The sequence below is a fragment of the Tenacibaculum sp. UWU-22 genome (assembly GCF_041021355.1).
Classification (GTDB): domain Bacteria; phylum Bacteroidota; class Bacteroidia; order Flavobacteriales; family Flavobacteriaceae; genus Polaribacter.
The window spans coordinates 731930-750360 of sequence record NZ_JBFNGP010000001.1; the positions used below are offsets into that span (position 1 = coordinate 731930).

Genomic DNA, 18431 nt, shown 5'->3' on the forward strand with positions numbered 1-18431 from the left:
TTTGCTTAGTAATTTAAGGTTTTAATGCTTTTTTAAGTGTTTTTTAATTTTTTTACTATATAGCTGAGTTTACTAGCAAATTAGTATTCTCTTATAGAATACTGATTTTACATTAAAAAAACTATTTTTGGTCTTTTAACTTTAGTCTTACGCTATTTAGTCTTGAATTTTATAATTCCATTTCAGGAATTTCACCATCAATTATTAATTTTCCTTCGGTTGCCTCTTGAATTTCTTTGACGGTTACCCCTGGAGCTCTTTCTAATAAATGAAAAGCACTATTTTTAATTTCTAACACGGCTAAATTAGTTACTATTTTAGTAACACAGCCCACGCCTGTTAATGGTAATGAACATTTTTTTAGTAGTTTCGATTCTCCATGTTTATTGGTGTGCATCATGGCAACAATAATGTTATCTGCCGAAGCAACTAAATCCATTGCACCTCCCATGCCTTTTACCATTTTACCTGGAATTTTCCAGTTGGCAATATCCCCATTTTCAGCCACTTCCATAGCTCCTAAAATGGTTAAATCTACATGTTTACCGCGAATCATAGAAAAACTCATTGCTGAATCAAAAAAACTAGCTCCAGGCAAAGTGGTTATGGTTTGTTTTCCTGCATTGATAATGTCGGCATCTTCTTCACCTTCATAAGGAAAAGGTCCCATACCTAATACGCCATTTTCTGATTGAAATTCTACCTCAATATCATTACGAACATAATTGGCAACCAAGGTAGGAATACCTATGCCTAAATTTACATAATATCCGTTTTGTACTTCTTTTGCAATTCTTTTTGCTATTCCGTTTTTATCTAACATTTGATATCCGTAAATTAATTTCGTTTACGTACGGTTCGTTGTTCAATTCTCTTTTCATATTTTTCTCCTTTAAAAATACGTTGAACAAAAATACCGGGTATGTGAATTTGATTGGGGTCTAACTCACCAACAGAAACTAACTCTTCTACTTCAGCAACTGTAATTGTTGCAGCACCACACATGTTGGGGTTAAAATTTCTTGAAGTTCCTTTAAAAATTAAGTTTCCTACAGCATCACCTTTCCATGCTTTTACAAAGGCAAAATCAGCTTTAAACGCAGGCTCTAATACATACATTTTTCCGTTAAACTCACGCGTTTCTTTACCTTCGGCAACTTCTGTTCCATATCCTGCAGGAGTATAAAATGCAGGAAAACCTGCTTGTGCTGCTCTACATTTTTCGGCTAAAGTTCCTTGCGGGGTTAGTTCTACTTCTAACTCACCTGATAGCATTTGGCGTTCAAACTCGTCGTTTTCTCCAACATACGAAGAAACCATTTTTTTTATTTGTCGGTTTTGTAATAATAATCCTAGCCCAAAATCATCAACCCCCGCATTGTTAGAAATACACGTAAGTTCTTTCACTCCTATTTTTACCAATTCTGCTATCGCATTTTCAGGTATTCCACACAAACCAAAACCACCTAACATCAACGTCATCCCATCTTTTACTCCTGCAATAGCATCTTGTACGGTATTTACTTTTTTATGTATCATTACTTATTGATTTGTGGATAGCTTTAAAAATCGGTATCGTCTTCCTCCTTATTTTTTTCGTTTTTATCTTTACTATTTTCTTGATCACCTGTAGCCGAATCGGCTTTTGAACAATCGAGATTTATCGAAATATTTTCAGGCCTAATAAAGTCTTTTTTACTAATGTGTAAGGTTGTATCGGCATAGCATTTTTTCATATATAACGCCCAAGAAGGTAAAGACATTGTTGCGCCTTGACCATATCGAATACCTGCAAAATGAGTTGCTCTGTCTTCACCACCGGTCCAAACACCTGTTACTAAATTAGGTACAATACCCATAAACCAACCGTCTGATTGATTTTGCGTAGTACCTGTTTTACCCGCAATAGGATTGGTAAATTTATAAGGAAAACCCGTTGTTGCTTTTCCTGCAGAGGTATATGTTGAACGTAACCTAACACCTGAACCAGACTCTGTAACCCCTTTTAGTAGGTCTAAAATTACATAGGCAGATTCTTCACTTAAAACTTCTTGTGTTTCGGGTACAAATTCTGATAATACTGTGCCATTTTTATCTTCAATCTTGGTAATTATCATAGGTTTTACACGTAACCCTTTATTAGCAAATGTTGCATACGCATTTACCATTTCTAACAAGCTCAATTCTACCGCACCCAATGCTATTGAGGGATTGGCTTGTATTTTGGTTTCTATACCTGCCGAATTTGCTAAACGGGCCACATTTACTGGCCCCACTTTATCAATTAACTGGGCTGTAATTACGTTAACCGATTTTGCTAAAGCTTCTTTTAACGTTAACTCTCCACCATATTTATCGGTCGCATTTTTAGGTGTCCAATCTTCATCCATTCCGTATTTTTCTTTTGGAATGGTATATTTAATATTTGGCAACTTATCGCAAGGCGACATTTTTAATTGATTAATTGCTGTAGCATATACAAAAGGTTTAAAAGTAGACCCTACCTGACGTTTTTGTTGCTCTACTGCATCGTATTTAAAATGTTTATTATTAATACCTCCTACCCATGCTTTTATGTGCCCTGTTTGGGGCTCAATAGAAACTAAGCCCGAGCGTAAAAATTGTTTGTAATATCGTATAGAATCGTTAGGAGTCATTAAAGTATCTATATCACCTTTCCATGAAAAAACGCGCATTTCGGTTTTAGTATTAAATACCTTATCTATTTCTTTATCAGATTTGCCATTGGCTTTCATTCGTTTATAACGATCTGAATTCTTTTTTGAACGAGTTAAAATACCTGTTATTACACTTTTATCTATGTCGTAAAAAGGAGCTGTTTTATTACTTTTCTGTTCTTTATCAAAATAGGTTTGTAAATTTGAAATGTGCTCTTTTACAGCTTCTTCTGCATATTTTTGCATACGAGAGTCAATAGTAACGTAAACTTTTAACCCATCGCGATAAATATTATAGGGTTTTCCGTCTGGTTTTAGTGTTTTTTTAGCCCAATCTGTTAACACACCTCGTAAGTGTTCTCTAAAATATGTTGCTGAACCATCACTATGACTTTCAGGAGTGAAATTTATTTTTAACGGTAATTTTTGAAGCGAATCTTTTTGTTGTTCAGAAATAAAATCATTTTTTGCCATTTGAGCAAATACCACATTTCTACGCTCTAATGATTTGCCTTTAGAGCGTTCTCTATTTGGGTTAAATTGACGCGGATTTTTTAGCATAGCAACTAAAATAGCCGATTCTTGTAAATCTAAATCTTTAGGTTCTTTTCCAAAGTAAATACGTGCTGCTGATCGAATACCTACTGCATTAAAAATAAAATCTTGTGTATTTAAATACATCGTTATTATTTCTTGCTTTGTATATTGGCGTTCAAGTTTAATAGCTACTACCCATTCTTTTATTTTTTGAACAATTCTTTTTATCGGGTTTGAAGATGCTCTTTTAGTAAATAAATTTTTTGCTAACTGTTGTGTAATAGTACTTGCTCCTCCTCCTGTTCCTAATTTAAGTACTGCTCTAGCAGTACCTTTAAAATCTATCCCCGAATGGTCATAAAAACGTTCATCTTCTGTTGCTATTAAAGCCTTTATTAAATTATCAGGTAAATCTTTAAAACGAACTGGTGTTCTATTTTCTATAGCATAGGTGCCTAATATTTTTCCATCAGATGAAATAACTTCGGTAGCCAAGTTACTTTTCGGATTTTCTAGTTCTTCAAAAGTAGGTAAAGCGCCAAAAACACCCCAAGATGCTAATAAGAATAATAAGAAAACAAATAAAAATCCGCCAATTACAATTTTCCAAAACCATTTGGTGTATTTCCTAAAACTGGTTGTGTTTGTGTTTTTTGTCATTTTGTGTTAATTTTTTCTATTCTAAAACCTACTTCTGTAATACCTTTTAATGCGTCTACACCTTCAACACTATTCCCTTTTCGCATTGCTTGTTTTATTTCTAAAGAGTAGTTTCCTTTTTTTGGAAAGACAATATTTTCTTTATATAAAAGTTTATTTTCTTTAATTTCAGAAAAACCGCTTCCTAAAAATTTACCCGATGCATCTGCCATATCATATTCTAAAGTATCTATAATCTGCTGTTTATCTGGAAAAATCATTTTTGAAATTACAAATAAATTACTAAAAGGGTAATCGTTATTATTTCTAATATTAAAAAATAAATTTCTGGGAGATATCGTGTCTTTTATAAAAAAATCAAACGTTATTGTTTGGTTTTTTTTCCAAGCGCTATTAGGTATTGATTTATATTGGTCAAATACTTGTTTAGCATCACAAGAAACTAAACAAATAACGACTATAAAAACAGTAAAAAATTTATTTTTTTTGATTATTTCGTACATTTTTGTTACGATTATTTCGCTGTTTTTTTCGATTATTTTTTTTAGTATTTGGGGGGTTATTTGTGTTTTTTTGCTGTTTTTGTTCAGGTGTTGTTACCGTCACTTTTGCTTTTACTGCTTTTTTATTTTTCTTGTTACGCCTGTTTTTATTACGCGATTTTTTGGGCACATCAAACCTTGTTAAGCTATCTTGCCCTACCACATTTTCAAAATTTATTTCAGGCTCATCAATAATTTCAGATTCATATTCTTCTAACGGAGAAGCTAGCTCGTTATTTTTATTTAACTCAATAATTTCTTGAACCTGATTTAACGACAGTTTAAACCACTTAAAGCTATCTTCTTTATATGTATACCACAATAGCTTTTTAAAAATATCCATCTTTATAAAGGTGGCTTCACCTTTTTCTGTTTTTAAAGTAACACTTTGCTTGGGAAAATCTTGTAAAGCATCTAAATAGGTATCTAACTCAAAATTAAGGCAGCATTTTAATTTTCCGCATTGACCAGCTAATTTTAATGGATTTAAAGATAGTTGTTGATAGCGAGCTGCGGCAGTATTTACCTTTCTAAAGTCGGTTAACCAAGTAGAACAACACAGTTCACGCCCACAAGAACCCACGCCGCCTAAACGAGCTGCTTCTTGCCTCATACCTACTTGTTTCATTTCTACCCGAATAGAAAAAGTACTTGCTAAATCTCGAATTAACTGACGGAAATCTACTCGACTATCTGCTGTATAATAAAACGTAGCTTTTTTGCCGTCACCTTGATATTCTACATCTGACAGCTTCATTTTAAGAGCTAATCGACTAATAATTTCTCGACCTTTACGCTGTGTTTCTAACTCTTTTTCTCTCGAGGCATGCCAAATGTCGATATCTTTTTGTGTTGCTTTTCTAAAAATTTTTTTAATCTCTTCATCGTCGGCGGTCACCTTTCGTTTTTTCATTTGAACCTTTACCAGTTCACCACTTAGCGAAATAACACCTATATCATGCCCTGGGTTTGCCTCAACAGCAATAGCATCACCCATCGAAAGCGATATGTTTTCGGTGTTTTTATAAAAGTGCTTGCGCCCGTTTTTAAAACGAACTTCATAAATGTTAAAGGGGGCTTCACCGCTAGGCAAAGTCATATTTGATAACCAATCAAAAACGGCTAATTTGTTTCCACTACTACAAGTTCCTGTTGCACAATTTCCATTGCTTTTACATCCATTGGGGACTCCGTTTTTGTTAGTTGAGCAAGTGCTACAACTCATTTTTGTGCTATATTTTAAAGTTAACTTTTTAATCTGCTTTATAATGGTTAACCTTGATTAAAAAGTAATTTTATGTTCTTAACTATTTATTTTTAGGCGACCAAAGTACTACAATTTACTCGATAATTGAGGGGTAAATATTTCAAAGCTTGTTTTGAAATTTACCATATTTTGCTTTAAAAATTTAGCAAACTCATCCCGAAGCAGTTACCTTAATACCAATCAGTAAATATACACATTATGCTGAAAAATTAAGCGAAAATTTCTATTAAATAATAAAAACCAGCAATAAACCAAAAGTTATTTAAAAACGTTATATTTACTCCATATGTTTGAACAAATAACAAAAGGCATAAAAATATCAGTAAAAACAACGTACAACGGAACGATGTTTAGAGGCGAGCAATTATGCTATTCGTTTAGTTATTTTATCTCTATTGAAAATAAATCAAAAAATACCGTACAATTATTAGAGCGCTATTGGACCGTTTTCGACGCGCTTAATGACGTTGAATTTGTTGATGGTGAGGGTGTTGTTGGTCAAAAACCAATACTTAAACCAAATGATGAATATCACTACAAATCAAATTGTTTTTTAATTTCTCAAATTGGTGCTATGCGAGGAAATTATAAAATGATAAACCTTGACAACCAAAAAGAATTTTTAGTTACTATACCCACATTTCAGTTTTCAACAAATGCTTCGGAAAACTAAATATTTCAACATAACCCGTTTATTTATCTAACAGGATTTTATTGTGATTTTTAAAATATCGATTCTAAAATGGGCTTATACTCTTCAAACCGATGTTCTCTAATCGGTCTTATATAGGGTTCGGTATTAAAATACAATAATAAACAAGGCGAAATGGTTTTGTATTTATCTACAAATTCGAATTTTATTAATTCACCATTTTTAATACGTTGTTTTATTTTGTTATGATATGGGTACATCTATTTGAAAAATGAGGCTTTTTATTTTAGCTTCTCTGCATACATTTTTCTAAATTTAGAAATTTTTGGGTTAATAACAAAATTACAATATTGCTCATTAGGGTTATTCTTAAAATAATTTTGATGGTAAGGCTCTGCCTCATAAAACGTTGTATACACTTCAATAGAAGTAACAATAGGGGTTTTAAAATAAGGCTGTAACTTTTCAATAACTTTTTTTGCTATTTCTTTTTGATTGTTATCGTGATAAAAAATTATTGAACGGTATTGTGTACCAACATCTGCACCCTGCCGATTTAAACTCGTTGGATCATGAGTGGTAAAAAAAATAGTTAAAATATCTTGGTAAGAAATTATAGTAGCATCAAAGGTTATTTGTACCACTTCGGCATGCCCAGTTAATCCAGAGCACACTTCTTTATATGTTGGCTTTTCTGTGGTGTTTCCACCAGCATAACCAGAAACTACGGTTATAACTCCTTTTAATTCTTGAAAAACAGCCTGAGTACACCAAAAACATCCACTTCCTAAGGTGGCAATTTGTATATTTTCGCCCATTTCGATTATTTTATTTTTCTAATTTAATAGCTTCTGAATTAATACAGTAACGCAACCCACTTGGCTCTGGCCCATCAGGAAAAACATGCCCTAAATGGGCATCGCAAACATTACAAAGCACTTCTACCCGAATCATACCATACGAAGTGTCTTTATAATACTTAACTGCATTTTTTGTAATGGGTTGAGTAAAACTTGGCCATCCTGAAGATGAATCAAATTTTATAGTAGAATTAAACAAAGGGCTATTACAGCAAACACAAATATATTTTCCGTCTTCAAAAGAAGAACACAATTCACCCGAAAAGGGCGGTTCGGTTTGTTTTAATCGAGTAATTTTATATTGAGCTGGCGTTATTATTTTTTGCCATTGCTCATTTGTTTTTTCAACTCTTTTATCTGGAATCGGATTTCCCTCTAAGGTAAAATGAACAATATTTTTCCATGTTAACATTGCTTTTTATTTTGTAATTACTAAAAAAGGAAAATTATTTGTTTGTTATTTCTTCAGCTGCTTTTTGTTCTAATTCGGCTTGAAATTCTTCCATAACTGGCTTTACAGTGCTTTCAGGAATATCAGCAACTTTAATATACATTAATCCGTCAATGGCATTATTAAATTTAGGATCTACATTAAAAGCTACTAATCGAGCGTTTTGCTTCACGTATTTTTTTATCAGTATAGGAATTCGTAAGGCTCCTGGTTCAATTTCATCAATAATTTTATCAAATTTTTGTAAATCTGCTTTTGTAGCGTCGAATACAAAATCTTTATCTCTGTCTTTTAATTTTACTTTAAACTCTTTCTTCGGATAAATGTATTGAGCTATATATGGATCATAATAATGTGATTTCATAAACTCAATCATTAACGATTTAGAAAACTCTGAAAACTTATTGCTAATACTTACCCCGCCCATTAAATATTTATATTCAGGATAACGCAAAGTAACATGCACTATCCCTTTCCAAAGTAAAAAAAGAGGCATGGGTTTTTGTTGGTAATCTTTTGTAATAAAAGCACGCCCCATTTCTATGGTTCGTTGCATCATAGGGTGTAATTCGGGCTCAATTTTAAATAATGATTGTATGTAAAACCCATTTATACCATATCGATTAAAAATATCTTTTCCGAGCCCCATACGATAGGCACCAACTAATTTTTTATCCGCATTATCCCATAAAAATAGATGATAATAATATTTATCATATTTATCTAAATCTATTGATTTATTAGTACCCTCACCAGCATCTCTAAAAGTAATTTCTCTTAGCCTACCTATTTCGTGTAAAATATTAGGTATTTCTTTAGCTTTAACAAAAAATACTTCATACCCTTTACTAACCAATAATCGCTTGCCATTAGCCCTTAAACTATCGATTTCTTTTACAAACAATTCTGTAGATTTTTGAGGGGTAATTTTCTTTGCTTTCTTCGGAATTTTTAAGTTTTGAGGTGATAAAATATTTTGAGGTGCTTTTGCAAACGGATTTGCCAACATATAGGTTTTTTTACGAATAAACTTGTAAAAAGAAGTAACGTCGCTATACTCTTCTTGATCTTTAACCGAAATTGGTTTACCTATACGTACTTTAATTACTCGTTTGTTTTTAGAAACTACTTCAGAGGGTAGTTTAGCTGTTCGAAGCGTATCGCTAATACTTGATAAAAAATAAAAAAGAGGACTGTTTTTTGCATGAAAATATATCGGAATAACAGGCACTTTTGCTTTTTTTATAAACTTAATAGCTCCTTGCTCCCACGGTTTATCTACTTTTAACTTACCATCTTTATAGGTTGAAACCTCTCCCGCCGGGAAAATACCCAATGGTTTTCCGTCATGTATATGAGTCAATGCGCCTTTAATTCCCATAACACTCGATTTCGCATCCTTATGGTTTTCAAAAGGATTTACAGGCATTATATAAGGTTTTAATGGGGCTATGCGGTGTAATAAAAAATTGGCGATTATTTTATAATCGGGTCGCTTTTCTATTAATAATTTTAACAATAAAATACCATCTATACCACCCAACGGATGATTAGAAACAGTTATAAAAGCACCTTCTTTTGGTATTCTTTTTAAATCTTCTTCGGGTATTTCAAATTCTATATTGCAATCTTTTATAACCCCGTTTAAAAAATCTAACCCTTGCTTATCTTTGTTTTCATTATATACCTTATTAATAGCAGATATTCGTAAAATTTTTATCAATACCCAACCTATAAAAGTTCCGAAAACACCAAATTTGTCTACTCCAATAACTTTTGAAATTTCTTTAGAGGTAACTAATGCCATTTTTTAAGTTTGATGTAAAGGCAAATATAGAATAAAATCTAATATAATCGATAGCTATTTTATAATCAACTGGGTTGTTTTTTTATTAATTTGCTTTAATAAAACAGTCCCCTTATCTTCAATCGATTGTATCGCATCTTTTGTAAAATGACGAATGGTAAACAAAGTAACATTTTGATTATATTCTATTTTAAATGGTTTTTTTAAATCGTTATAAAAGCTGTTAAAATTTCCAAATTTATCATCTATACAAACTGAAAAACTGATTGCCGAGTTTTGAATTAAGTTTACTTTTAATTTATATTCATGCAGTTTTTTAAAGATGTGGCTGATATTGTTTTCTACCATGAACGAAAAATCTTTGGCAGAAATAGCTACTAAAATTTGATTTTTCTTTACAATAAAACAAGGCACTAAAGGCTCTATAGCTACACCTTTACTTACTTTTGTTCCTTTTTTACTTGGGTCTTTAAACGATCGCACCAACAACGGAATTCTCTTTTTCTCTAATGGTTGTATGGTTTTTGGGTGAATTACCGACGCTCCATAAAAAGCCATTTCTATAGCCTCTGTATATGATATTTGGTTGAGTAATTGTGTGTTTTCAAAAACACGAGGGTCTGCATTTAAAACACCTTCAACATCTTTCCAAATAGTTACACTTTTAGCATTTAAGCAATACGCAAAAATACCTGCTGTATAATCAGACCCTTCACGCCCTAGTGTAGTGGTAGCATGGTTACTACTACCTAAAAACCCTTGTGTAATAACTAATTTAGAGGGGTCTATATCGTTGGTAATTGCTATTTCTGTTTCTTCCCAATTTACTTTAGCATCACGATAATTGTCGTCCGTTTTAATAAAATCACGAACATCAACCCAAGTATTTTGTATGCCTATTTTTTGTAAATAAGCACTTACAATTTTAGTTGAAAGCAATTCACCAAAACCTACAATTTGATCGTACACAAAATTATAATCTTGTATAATATTGGTTGCCATAAAACCACTTAACTCACCAAATAATAAATTTACCTCATGGTAAATTGAGGCATCTTTATCAAACAAATCGCCTAATATATTTTGATGAAATTTTACAATCGAATCAATTTTTTCGGCTAATGTTTCTTTTTTATAATAATAAGCACTTATTACTTCTTCAAAGGCATTTGTCATTTTTCCCATGGCAGAAATTACCACAATGCCATTTTCAGTTTTTTCATGTTGTAAAACATGTGCTACATTTTTAACTCCAGCAGCATTTTGAACCGATGCTCCTCCAAACTTAAATATTCTCATTTTTAATTTTTCTCTATAAATTCGGTTAATCTTTTTTTAGTCATATGTACTACCTGCCAATCGTCTAAAACAACTGCCCCAGTATTTTTATAAAAATCAATGGCGTTTGTATTCCAATTTAAAACTTCCCAAGCCACCCTGTTAAACCCATTTGCATGAGCAAACTTTAAAACAGCCACATATAAAGCTTTACCAACACCAATACCTCTTTTGTTTTTTGTTACAATTAAATCTTCAAGGTGAATAGCTTTTCCTTTCCAAGTAGAATAACGCTCGTAAAACAATGCCATACCAATAATATTATTGTTTTCTTCTGCAACAAATATTTTAAACTTTGGGTTTTCAGAAAATCCGTCTTCTATTAAATCGTTTACCGTAATTTCTACAGCTGAGGGCTCTTTTTCAAACACCGCTAATTCGGTTATTAAATTTAAAACCGCTTGCATGTCTTGTTGTTTCCCTTCTCTAATTAGAACACTCATTTTTTTTAAATTTGCGCCAAATATACTTGTTTTGAATACAATAAGAAATAATGATAAAAAATCTAACAGTTCAACTTATTTTGTTTATTTTTTAAAATATTTTTTGCTTTAAAAACGGTAGTTACCCAAAAAAGTTACGTTCTTTGTATAGAAAATGTTTATAACATATTTATGGCCAATAAAAATCAAACACTAGGTGAATTTATTATAGAAAATCAAAATTCGTTTAAATACAGTTCAGGTGAGCTATCGCGTTTAATAAACTCTATTCGACTGGCTGCTAAAGTGGTAAATCACGAGGTAAATAAAGCTGGGTTAGTTGATATTATTGGTGCTGCAGGAGAAACAAATATTCAGGGAGAAGATCAACAAAAATTAGATGTATATGCTAATGAAAAGTTTATTAAAACATTAAAAAATAGAAATATTGTTTGTGGTATTGCAAGTGAAGAAGAAGACGATTTTATTACCATTAATAGTCAAGACAAAAACAATCAAAATAAATATGTGGTTTTAATTGACCCGCTAGACGGTTCGTCTAATATTGATGTTAACGTTTCTGTGGGCACCATTTTTTCTATTTATCGTCGAATAACTCCTATTGGAACCCCTGTAGAATTAAAAGATTTTTTACAAGAGGGCAGTAAACAAGTCGCGGCAGGTTATGTTGTTTATGGTACTTCAACCATGTTGGTTTACACTACTGGCGATGGCGTAAACGGATTTACCTTAAACCCTGCAATTGGTACATTTTATTTGTCGCATCCAAATATGCAATTTCCTGAAAACGGAAAAATTTACTCGGTAAATGAAGGTAATTATATTCATTTTCCGACAGGTATAAAAAAATATATCAAATATTGTCAAGAAGAAGACGGAGACAGACCTTATACTAGCAGATATATAGGATCTTTAGTTTCAGATTTCCATAGAAACATGATTAAAGGCGGTATTTACCTATACCCCAAAAGCTCTAAAAATTCTAATGGTAAATTACGATTATTATACGAATGTAATCCAATCGCTTTTTTAGCCGAACAAGCTAACGGAAAAGCATCGGATGGATATACCAGGATTTTAGACATTAAACCCACAGAGCTTCACCAACGCGTTCCTTTTATTTGTGGCAGCAAAAACATGGTAGAAAAATGTGAGGCATTTATGAGCGATTTTTTGGAAAATTAAATTAATTAAGCTGATTCTTTACAATAAAAAAGAACGTGAAAATATTTTAATCAATAAATATAAGAGTGCAATTACACAAAAACACGCAAAAATTTATTGATATATAACAAAAAACACTTACATTTGCACCCACTTTTGCCGTAAAGGCAAAGTAAATTAATTGATAAACGCAAAACAAAGAGTATGTACGCAATCGTAGAGATAGCAGGGCAGCAATTTAAAGTAGCAAAAGACCAAAAAGTATACGTTCATCGTTTACAAGAAGCAGAAGGATCAAAAGTAACTTTTGATAACGTAATGCTTATTGAAGACAAAGGTAACGTAACTATTGGCGCCCCAGCTATAGAAGGAGCCGCAGTAACGGCCAAAATTTTAGGTCATTTAAAAGGTGACAAAGTAATCGTTTTTAAGAAAAAAAGAAGAAAAGGTTACAAAAAGAAAAATGGACACCGACAATTTTTAAGCGAAATTCAAATTGAATCTATCGCTGCTTCAGGTGCTAAAAAAGCAAGTACTAAAAAAGAGGCTGTAGCAAAAACTAGCAAAGATTCTTCTAAAAAAGAAGAAACAAAAGTAACTGCTACTAAAAAATCAGCTTCTAAAGCAGATGATTTAAAGAAGATTGAAGGTATTGGCCCAAAAATAGCTGCTACTTTAGTAGAAGCAGGTATTACAACATTTGCTGATTTAGCAAAAACAAAACCCGCTAAAATTTCTGAAATTATTGCAGAAATTCGTGGAAATCACGTAACAGACACTTGGCCAAAACAAGCTAAATTAGCTGCAGATGGTAAGTGGGATGAATTAAAAGAATTACAAGATAAGTTAGACGGAGGCGTTGAAAAATAAATCCGTAAGTTTAACCTATAAAAACTTAATAAAATGGCACATAAAAAAGGTGTAGGTAGTTCGAAGAATGGTAGAGAATCAGAATCGAAACGACTTGGTGTAAAAATTTTTGGAGGACAAGCTGCTATTGCAGGAAACATTATTGTTCGCCAAAGAGGAACACAACACAACCCAGGTGAAAATGTTTACATGGGTAAAGACCATACTTTACACGCTAAAGTTGATGGTGTTGTTGAGTTTAGAAAGAAAAGAGACAACAAATCATACGTTTCTATAATTCCTTTCGAGGCTTAGAAAACTATTGATTAGTATATTATAAACGCGCAAACAACATTTGCGCGTTTTTCTGTTTTTAATATTTCCTAATTGTATTTTTGTTTTTAAACTATACGCTACTATTAAAAAGTAATACTCTCAACAAGTAAATTTTAAAATTAATACTATGGGTTTTATAAATTTTATTTACAATATTGTTGTTTCTATTGCCTATTTTTTTCTTCAAATAATAGCCCTATTTAATTCAAAAATTAAGCTATTTATTAACGGTAGAAAAGAAACTTTAAACAATCTTTCTAGTATAAAAAAAGAAGATAAAACTGTTTGGTTTCATGCAGCCTCTTTAGGCGAATTTGAACAAGGCAAACCTCTTATAGAGGCTATAAATAAAACCCACCCCAACTACAAAATTGTAGTTACCTTTTTTTCGCCTTCGGGATACGAAATTCAAAAAAACTACCCTTTAGCTAATGTAGTTTGTTATTTACCTTTTGACAGAAAAAAAAATGTTCGTAAATTTATACAACAACTACACCCTACTTTAGCCGTTATAATTAAATATGAATTTTGGCCTAATTTATTATCCGAACTAAAAAAAAACAATACCAAAACTATTTTAGTTTCTGGAATTTTTAGAAAAAATCAAGTTTTTTTTAAATGGTATGGCACTTGGATGCAAAAATATTTAAAAACATTCGACCATTTTTTTGTGCAAAACACAGAATCTAAAACATTATTAAACCAATATAATTATCAAAATGTTACTGTTTCTGGAGACACTCGTTTTGATAGAGTGTATCAAATTTTACAACAAAATAACACACTCCATTTTATCGCCGATTTTATAGATAAAAAATATACCCTTGTAGCTGGTAGCACGTGGCCAGAAGATGATGAATTATTTGTCAATTACATTAATAATAAAGCCACAAAAAACGAAAAATTTATTATTGCTCCGCATAATATAAAACAAAAATATATTACCGATTTAAGAGAAAAACTAAATACAAAAACCATTTTATATTCTGAAAAAAATAATGTTGATTTAAAAGACTATCAAGTTTTTATAGTAGATACTATTGGTATACTTACCAAAATTTATGCGTATGCAAACACCGCTTATGTTGGAGGCGGATTTAAAACAGAGCTTCATAATATTTTAGAACCCGCAACCTTTGGTATTCCTGTTGTTTTTGGTGGAAATAAATTTCAAAAATTTCAAGAAGCTATCGACTTATTAAAGCTTAAAGGATGCTTTCGTATTACAAACCAACAAGAATTTTCAGAAGTGTTAACTAAATTAAAAAACAATACTAATTTTAGAATAGAAACAGGTAGAATTAATAAAAATTATATTGAAACCCATATTGGAGCTACCGATTTAATTTTAAAATATATATCTAAAAATTTATACTAATTATGGAATTTATTTTACAGCCATGGCCCTGGTATATTGGCGGCCCAATGATAGCTTTAGTGTTTTTTCTAACATTTTATTTTGGCAGAAGTTTTGGCGTTTCTAGAAACCTTGAAATAATCTGTACCATTATGGGAGCAGATAAGGTATCTAGCTATTTTAAAGTTAATTGGAAAGAACAAAAATGGAGCTTAATTTTACTTCTCGGCATGGTTATCGGCGGCTATATTTCATCGCATTATTTAATGCCTTCAAAAATGATTAATTTAAATCCAGAAACCGTTAAAAATTTATCAGATATTGGTTTTTCTAATGCTGGAAAAACGTATTTACCTCCTCAAATTTATGGACTTGACGCTTTGCTTTCTATAAAAGGATTTTCTATACTTATTATTGCTGGATTTTTTCTTGGTTTCGGTGCTCGATATGCTGGTGGATGTACTTCTGGTCATGCAATTACAGGATTAAGTAATTTAGAATTGCCCTCTTTAATCGCCGTAATTGGCTTTTTCATTGGTGGATTATTAATGACTTGGATATTTATTCCACTAATATTTGGCTAATCTAATTTTAACAAAATAAATTTTAACCTGACATTATTTTTATGAAAAATATAAAATTTTTAATTATAGGAATACTATTTGGCATAGTATTGAGTAAGTCAGAAGTCGTTTCTTGGTACAGAATATACGAAATGTTTAAGTTTCAATCATTTCATATGTACGGAATTATAGGTAGTGCTGTACTAATTGGAATTGTATTAACTCGACTTTTTAAAAGGGGAGTTATTAAAAATTATTTGGGTGAAAAAATTGATATTACACCAAAAGAAAAAGGAAATATTAGAACCATTGTTGGCGGTATTATTTTTGGTTTAGGCTGGGCCTTAGTAGGTGCTTGTACTGGCCCCATATTTGTTTTATTAGGGCAAGGTGCTATAAGCGCTGTTGTTATAATTTTTGGCGCTCTATTAGGGGCTTTTGTTTATGGTTTAGCAAGCGAAAAACTACCTAAATAAACTTAACTCAATTTTTAATTTCAGAGGTCGTTTTTACAGCCTGTATAGGCGTGTTGTTTACTACCTGCCAACCAAATACTGATGATAATTGATATATTTTAGAGAGCTCTTTAAACAGCTGAGTTTTAGCCTCTTTTTTTAACGCCTTCATATTCATTGTTTCTTTAATCTTTTCAATACTTTTTTTATTAATTTTATTTAACTCTTCTTTAGAAAAAGTATTAAATTGACTCTGCTGTATATCAAAATATTTAATGTTAGGAGAAACTGTAATTTCCTCTTCAGGTATTTTATTGATAATAATTTTTTTTGCTACTGAATCTATTTGTATATCCATTTTAGACAAATCATAACCAACCTCTACTTTAGCATTTACCACAACAATAGCTTTTTTATCAAACGATAAAAAATCGTAAAAATATTTTTTACTATCAGAATAGTTATACATTTCAGAAAAAGAACCCGTTGAAACCACAAGCTTACGTATATTTTTAATTTCATTAACGATAACTTGTGTGTCTTCTTTTGTATAATTTGGAATCGTTTTTTGATACCAAAATTTAGCCACTAAAAATCCTAATAAAAAAATGGCTATATATTTTATAAACTGCATTTTTTATGAATTTTCTTTTTGAAAAGCATATTTATTAAGTAGAAGTAGTAAAATAACACCAATGGTTATAAAAGAATCGGCTGCATTAAAAATAGCATTAAAAAAAGTAAAGTAATTACCACCCCAAATAGGTATCCAACTTGGCAAATTTCCTTGCCAAATAGGAAAATAAAGCATATCTACAACTTTACCATGAAATAGCTCTCCGTATGGTGTATCTGAAAACAGAGTGGCTATTTTGTTTTCAGAAGAGTCGAAAATTACCCCATAAAAAACAGAATCAATAATATTACCTACTGCCCCTGCTAAAATTAAAGAAATTGCTACAATAACCCCTGAATGAAAATTCTTTTTTATAGCACTCCTAAGCCAATATACAATACCTGTTACGGCAACCAACCTAAAAAGGGTAAGAAACAATTTTCCAGCTTTTCCGCCAAACTCAAACCCCCAAGCCATTCCGTTGTTTTCTGTAAAATGAATTTTAAACCAATTATTAAAAACAACTACTTCTTCACCCAAATAAAAATGTGTTTTAATATAAATTTTACTTATTTGATCAATTAAAATAGCGACACAAACGGTTAAAATGGCGATGTTTTTTTTAGACATATTCTATGTTAATTATCTGTCAAAAGTAAGAATATTCTTGTGATTAATAAGGGTTTATATTGTTCTTTTAATTGGGTGTTTCTGTAAGAAAAACATTGGCATTTATCGAGTTTACCGTAAAGCTATTGACAGAGTACAATTTTTTTGTTTTGTAGGGCGAATTCTTTTTTTGCTTGTCAACTTCAATAATTCCGTTATTTGTTTTTATGTCTTGATTGGTGTTAGAAAGTATTTGGGCAAAAACATTGCCCTGAAAAAGAGACACTTCTGCATTGTTCTGTACTTTATTTAACCGAACGTTTCCTTTATCAATAAAAATTTTTAAACTGCCGTTATAACTTTTTGAAACAACATTAACATTCGTGCCTAAAATTTCTATTTTTTTGTTTTTTGGAAGTTCAATAACTGCCCATACTCTATTTAGCCGTTTGGTAATAAATTTTTTAAAAACGCCCTCTTCTTGAATAAATTGAGATTTAAATTCTATTTTTAAAAAAGAACTTTCTTCATTAATATCAATATAGTGCGAATTTGGATTTTCATCAAACAACTGTATAACTACTTTATCGCTATCTGAATTTGCAATAATTATTTGATCTAAACCGTCGGTTGTAATTTCAATTTCTTTTTTATCAGAAGTAAACGATCTAACAACAGTTTGTTGTGAAAAGCAAACGCAACTAATGCAAAATAGTATAAGAAAACAATATTTCATTTATTTAGATTTTGCATTAGTTGTGTTTGGTTATTTTATCTGTTAACTTTTAACCATTTGTGCTAAAAGTTATTTTTAAATTACGCCTAAAATAACATCAAAAACATTTTATATAACCTTTTTAAGGTTATTGACGTTTTTTAGCCTCAATGCTTAAGGTAGCATGTGGCACTAATTTTAAACGCTCTTTTTGAATTAGTTTACCTGTAACTCTACAAATACCGTACGTTTTATTTTCTATACGAAGTAACGCATTTTTTAAATCGCGAATAAATTTTTCTTGGCGAATAGCTAATTGTACGTTTGCTTCTTTCGCCATAGTATCAGCCCCGTCATCAAATGATTTAAAGGTTGGAGAGGTATCGTCGGTACCATTATTACTATCGTTTTTATAAGCGCTTTGCAGTAAAACCAAATCTTCTTCGGCTCTTGCTATTTTTTTTAAAATAATTTCCTTGAATTCTTGTAAATCTTTATCAGAATATCTAGCTGTTTCTTTATCTGCCATAAT

The 18431-nt window shown here is 31.3% G+C and carries 22 protein-coding genes; 7 read left to right on the top strand and 15 right to left on the bottom strand.

What is annotated here, in order from left to right:
- Positions 1-169: 169 nt before the first annotated feature.
- Genes AB2B44_RS03240 through AB2B44_RS03260 form a run of 5 tightly spaced genes read right to left on the bottom strand, consistent with a single transcriptional unit; the run spans position 170 to position 5642 of the window.
- Positions 170-823, bottom strand: a complete 654-nt coding sequence (locus AB2B44_RS03240) for a CoA transferase subunit B (protein ID WP_369048112.1) — start codon at positions 821-823, stop codon at positions 170-172.
- Between the two features lie 14 nt (positions 824-837).
- On the bottom strand, positions 838-1539 hold the full coding sequence (locus tag AB2B44_RS03245) for a CoA transferase subunit A (protein WP_369048113.1): 702 nt from the start codon (positions 1537-1539) through the stop codon (positions 838-840).
- 23 nt (positions 1540-1562) lie between these two features.
- Entirely contained in the window at positions 1563-3875 is a 2313-nt protein-coding gene (locus AB2B44_RS03250) for a penicillin-binding protein 1A (protein ID WP_369048114.1), read from the bottom strand.
- On the bottom strand, positions 3872-4378 hold the full coding sequence (locus AB2B44_RS03255; protein WP_369048115.1) for a gliding motility lipoprotein GldH: 507 nt from the start codon (positions 4376-4378) through the stop codon (positions 3872-3874). The genes AB2B44_RS03250 and AB2B44_RS03255 overlap by 4 nt, the downstream gene beginning before the upstream one ends.
- Positions 4353-5642 (bottom strand): stage 0 sporulation family protein, encoded by a 1290-nt coding sequence (locus AB2B44_RS03260; RefSeq protein ID WP_369048116.1) that lies wholly within the window; start codon positions 5640-5642, stop codon positions 4353-4355. The genes AB2B44_RS03255 and AB2B44_RS03260 overlap by 26 nt, the downstream gene beginning before the upstream one ends.
- Before the next feature lie 328 nt (positions 5643-5970).
- Here AB2B44_RS03260 and apaG point away from each other — a divergent pair, with 328 nt between their 5' ends.
- Positions 5971-6357 (top strand): Co2+/Mg2+ efflux protein ApaG, encoded by a 387-nt coding sequence (gene apaG, locus AB2B44_RS03265; RefSeq protein ID WP_369048117.1) that lies wholly within the window; start codon positions 5971-5973, stop codon positions 6355-6357.
- A 50-nt stretch (positions 6358-6407) separates the two neighbouring features.
- Here apaG and AB2B44_RS03270 read toward each other — a convergent pair whose 3' ends face one another.
- From AB2B44_RS03270 to AB2B44_RS03295, 6 genes are read right to left on the bottom strand one after another with little or no spacing between them, the layout of a single operon-like run.
- Complete coding sequence (locus AB2B44_RS03270; protein ID WP_369048118.1) at positions 6408-6596, bottom strand: hypothetical protein; 189 nt, start codon at positions 6594-6596, stop codon at positions 6408-6410.
- Between the two features lie 21 nt (positions 6597-6617).
- The gene (gene msrA, locus AB2B44_RS03275; protein ID WP_369048119.1) at positions 6618-7154 is read right to left on the bottom strand and encodes a peptide-methionine (S)-S-oxide reductase MsrA; all 537 of its coding nucleotides are present in this window, start codon (positions 7152-7154) and stop codon (positions 6618-6620) included.
- Between the two features lie 10 nt (positions 7155-7164).
- The gene (msrB, locus tag AB2B44_RS03280) at positions 7165-7608 is read right to left on the bottom strand and encodes a peptide-methionine (R)-S-oxide reductase MsrB (RefSeq protein WP_369048120.1); all 444 of its coding nucleotides are present in this window, start codon (positions 7606-7608) and stop codon (positions 7165-7167) included.
- A gap of 34 nt (positions 7609-7642) precedes the next feature.
- A complete protein-coding gene (locus tag AB2B44_RS03285; RefSeq protein ID WP_369048121.1) occupies positions 7643-9454 on the bottom strand; it encodes a GNAT family N-acyltransferase in 1812 nt (603 codons plus the stop codon).
- A 54-nt stretch (positions 9455-9508) separates the two neighbouring features.
- Entirely contained in the window at positions 9509-10753 is a 1245-nt protein-coding gene (locus AB2B44_RS03290; RefSeq protein ID WP_369048122.1) for an aspartate kinase, read from the bottom strand.
- A 2-nt stretch (positions 10754-10755) separates the two neighbouring features.
- Entirely contained in the window at positions 10756-11235 is a 480-nt protein-coding gene (locus AB2B44_RS03295; RefSeq protein ID WP_369048123.1) for an N-acetyltransferase family protein, read from the bottom strand.
- Between the two features lie 171 nt (positions 11236-11406).
- On the opposite strand from AB2B44_RS03295, the gene fbp reads away from it, so the two are divergent.
- The 6 genes from fbp (at position 11407) to AB2B44_RS03325 (ending at position 15980) form a co-directional block, all read left to right on the top strand.
- Entirely contained in the window at positions 11407-12420 is a 1014-nt protein-coding gene (gene fbp / locus AB2B44_RS03300) for a class 1 fructose-bisphosphatase (RefSeq protein WP_369048124.1), read from the top strand.
- A 183-nt stretch (positions 12421-12603) separates the two neighbouring features.
- Positions 12604-13269, top strand: a complete 666-nt coding sequence (rplU, locus tag AB2B44_RS03305) for a 50S ribosomal protein L21 (RefSeq protein WP_369048125.1) — start codon at positions 12604-12606, stop codon at positions 13267-13269.
- 33 nt (positions 13270-13302) lie between these two features.
- Positions 13303-13563: a 50S ribosomal protein L27 gene (gene rpmA, locus AB2B44_RS03310; protein ID WP_369048126.1), complete on the top strand. Its 261-nt coding sequence runs from the start codon at positions 13303-13305 to the stop codon at positions 13561-13563.
- A 148-nt stretch (positions 13564-13711) separates the two neighbouring features.
- Complete coding sequence (locus AB2B44_RS03315) at positions 13712-14962, top strand: 3-deoxy-D-manno-octulosonic acid transferase (protein WP_369048127.1); 1251 nt, start codon at positions 13712-13714, stop codon at positions 14960-14962.
- Between the two features lie 2 nt (positions 14963-14964).
- Positions 14965-15525 (top strand): YeeE/YedE family protein, encoded by a 561-nt coding sequence (locus tag AB2B44_RS03320; protein ID WP_369048128.1) that lies wholly within the window; start codon positions 14965-14967, stop codon positions 15523-15525.
- Positions 15526-15566: 41 nt separating this feature from the next.
- The gene (locus AB2B44_RS03325) at positions 15567-15980 is read left to right on the top strand and encodes a DUF6691 family protein (RefSeq protein WP_369048129.1); all 414 of its coding nucleotides are present in this window, start codon (positions 15567-15569) and stop codon (positions 15978-15980) included.
- Between the two features lie 7 nt (positions 15981-15987).
- On the opposite strand, the gene AB2B44_RS03330 is transcribed toward AB2B44_RS03325, so the two are convergent.
- From AB2B44_RS03330 to AB2B44_RS03345, 4 genes are all read right to left on the bottom strand, one after another.
- Positions 15988-16593: a DUF4230 domain-containing protein gene (locus AB2B44_RS03330; RefSeq protein ID WP_369048130.1), complete on the bottom strand. Its 606-nt coding sequence runs from the start codon at positions 16591-16593 to the stop codon at positions 15988-15990.
- A 3-nt stretch (positions 16594-16596) separates the two neighbouring features.
- Entirely contained in the window at positions 16597-17205 is a 609-nt protein-coding gene (locus AB2B44_RS03335) for a lipoprotein signal peptidase (RefSeq protein ID WP_369048131.1), read from the bottom strand.
- Positions 17206-17272: 67 nt separating this feature from the next.
- Entirely contained in the window at positions 17273-17920 is a 648-nt protein-coding gene (locus AB2B44_RS03340) for a hypothetical protein (RefSeq protein WP_369048132.1), read from the bottom strand.
- Between the two features lie 127 nt (positions 17921-18047).
- Positions 18048-18428, bottom strand: a complete 381-nt coding sequence (locus AB2B44_RS03345; RefSeq protein WP_369048133.1) for a TraR/DksA family transcriptional regulator — start codon at positions 18426-18428, stop codon at positions 18048-18050.
- Positions 18429-18431: the final 3 nt, after the last annotated feature.

Excerpts from the sequence above, each read along its gene's own strand:
- msrA (WP_369048119.1), bottom strand. The coding sequence starts at position 7,154 with ATGGGCGAAAATATACAAATTGCCACCTTAGGAAGTGGATGTTTTTGG.
- AB2B44_RS03255 (WP_369048115.1), bottom strand. The coding sequence starts at position 4,378 with ATGTACGAAATAATCAAAAAAAATAAATTTTTTACTGTTTTTATAGTC.
- rplU (WP_369048125.1), top strand. The coding sequence starts at position 12,604 with ATGTACGCAATCGTAGAGATAGCAGGGCAGCAATTTAAAGTAGCAAAA.
- msrB (WP_369048120.1), bottom strand. The coding sequence starts at position 7,608 with ATGTTAACATGGAAAAATATTGTTCATTTTACCTTAGAGGGAAATCCG.
- AB2B44_RS03295 (WP_369048123.1), bottom strand. The coding sequence starts at position 11,235 with ATGAGTGTTCTAATTAGAGAAGGGAAACAACAAGACATGCAAGCGGTT.
- AB2B44_RS03240 (WP_369048112.1), bottom strand. The coding sequence starts at position 823 with ATGTTAGATAAAAACGGAATAGCAAAAAGAATTGCAAAAGAAGTACAA.
- AB2B44_RS03320 (WP_369048128.1), top strand. The coding sequence starts at position 14,965 with ATGGAATTTATTTTACAGCCATGGCCCTGGTATATTGGCGGCCCAATG.
- AB2B44_RS03285 (WP_369048121.1), bottom strand. The coding sequence starts at position 9,454 with ATGGCATTAGTTACCTCTAAAGAAATTTCAAAAGTTATTGGAGTAGAC.
- AB2B44_RS03250 (WP_369048114.1), bottom strand. The coding sequence starts at position 3,875 with ATGACAAAAAACACAAACACAACCAGTTTTAGGAAATACACCAAATGG.
- fbp (WP_369048124.1), top strand. The coding sequence starts at position 11,407 with ATGGCCAATAAAAATCAAACACTAGGTGAATTTATTATAGAAAATCAA.
- AB2B44_RS03315 (WP_369048127.1), top strand. The coding sequence starts at position 13,712 with ATGGGTTTTATAAATTTTATTTACAATATTGTTGTTTCTATTGCCTAT.
- AB2B44_RS03340 (WP_369048132.1), bottom strand. The coding sequence starts at position 17,920 with ATGAAATATTGTTTTCTTATACTATTTTGCATTAGTTGCGTTTGCTTT.
- AB2B44_RS03325 (WP_369048129.1), top strand. The coding sequence starts at position 15,567 with ATGAAAAATATAAAATTTTTAATTATAGGAATACTATTTGGCATAGTA.
- AB2B44_RS03290 (WP_369048122.1), bottom strand. The coding sequence starts at position 10,753 with ATGAGAATATTTAAGTTTGGAGGAGCATCGGTTCAAAATGCTGCTGGA.
- rpmA (WP_369048126.1), top strand. The coding sequence starts at position 13,303 with ATGGCACATAAAAAAGGTGTAGGTAGTTCGAAGAATGGTAGAGAATCA.
- AB2B44_RS03260 (WP_369048116.1), bottom strand. The coding sequence starts at position 5,642 with ATGAGTTGTAGCACTTGCTCAACTAACAAAAACGGAGTCCCCAATGGA.
- AB2B44_RS03345 (WP_369048133.1), bottom strand. The coding sequence starts at position 18,428 with ATGGCAGATAAAGAAACAGCTAGATATTCTGATAAAGATTTACAAGAA.
- AB2B44_RS03335 (WP_369048131.1), bottom strand. The coding sequence starts at position 17,205 with ATGTCTAAAAAAAACATCGCCATTTTAACCGTTTGTGTCGCTATTTTA.
- AB2B44_RS03270 (WP_369048118.1), bottom strand. The coding sequence starts at position 6,596 with ATGTACCCATATCATAACAAAATAAAACAACGTATTAAAAATGGTGAA.
- AB2B44_RS03245 (WP_369048113.1), bottom strand. The coding sequence starts at position 1,539 with ATGATACATAAAAAAGTAAATACCGTACAAGATGCTATTGCAGGAGTA.
- apaG (WP_369048117.1), top strand. The coding sequence starts at position 5,971 with ATGTTTGAACAAATAACAAAAGGCATAAAAATATCAGTAAAAACAACG.
- AB2B44_RS03330 (WP_369048130.1), bottom strand. The coding sequence starts at position 16,593 with ATGCAGTTTATAAAATATATAGCCATTTTTTTATTAGGATTTTTAGTG.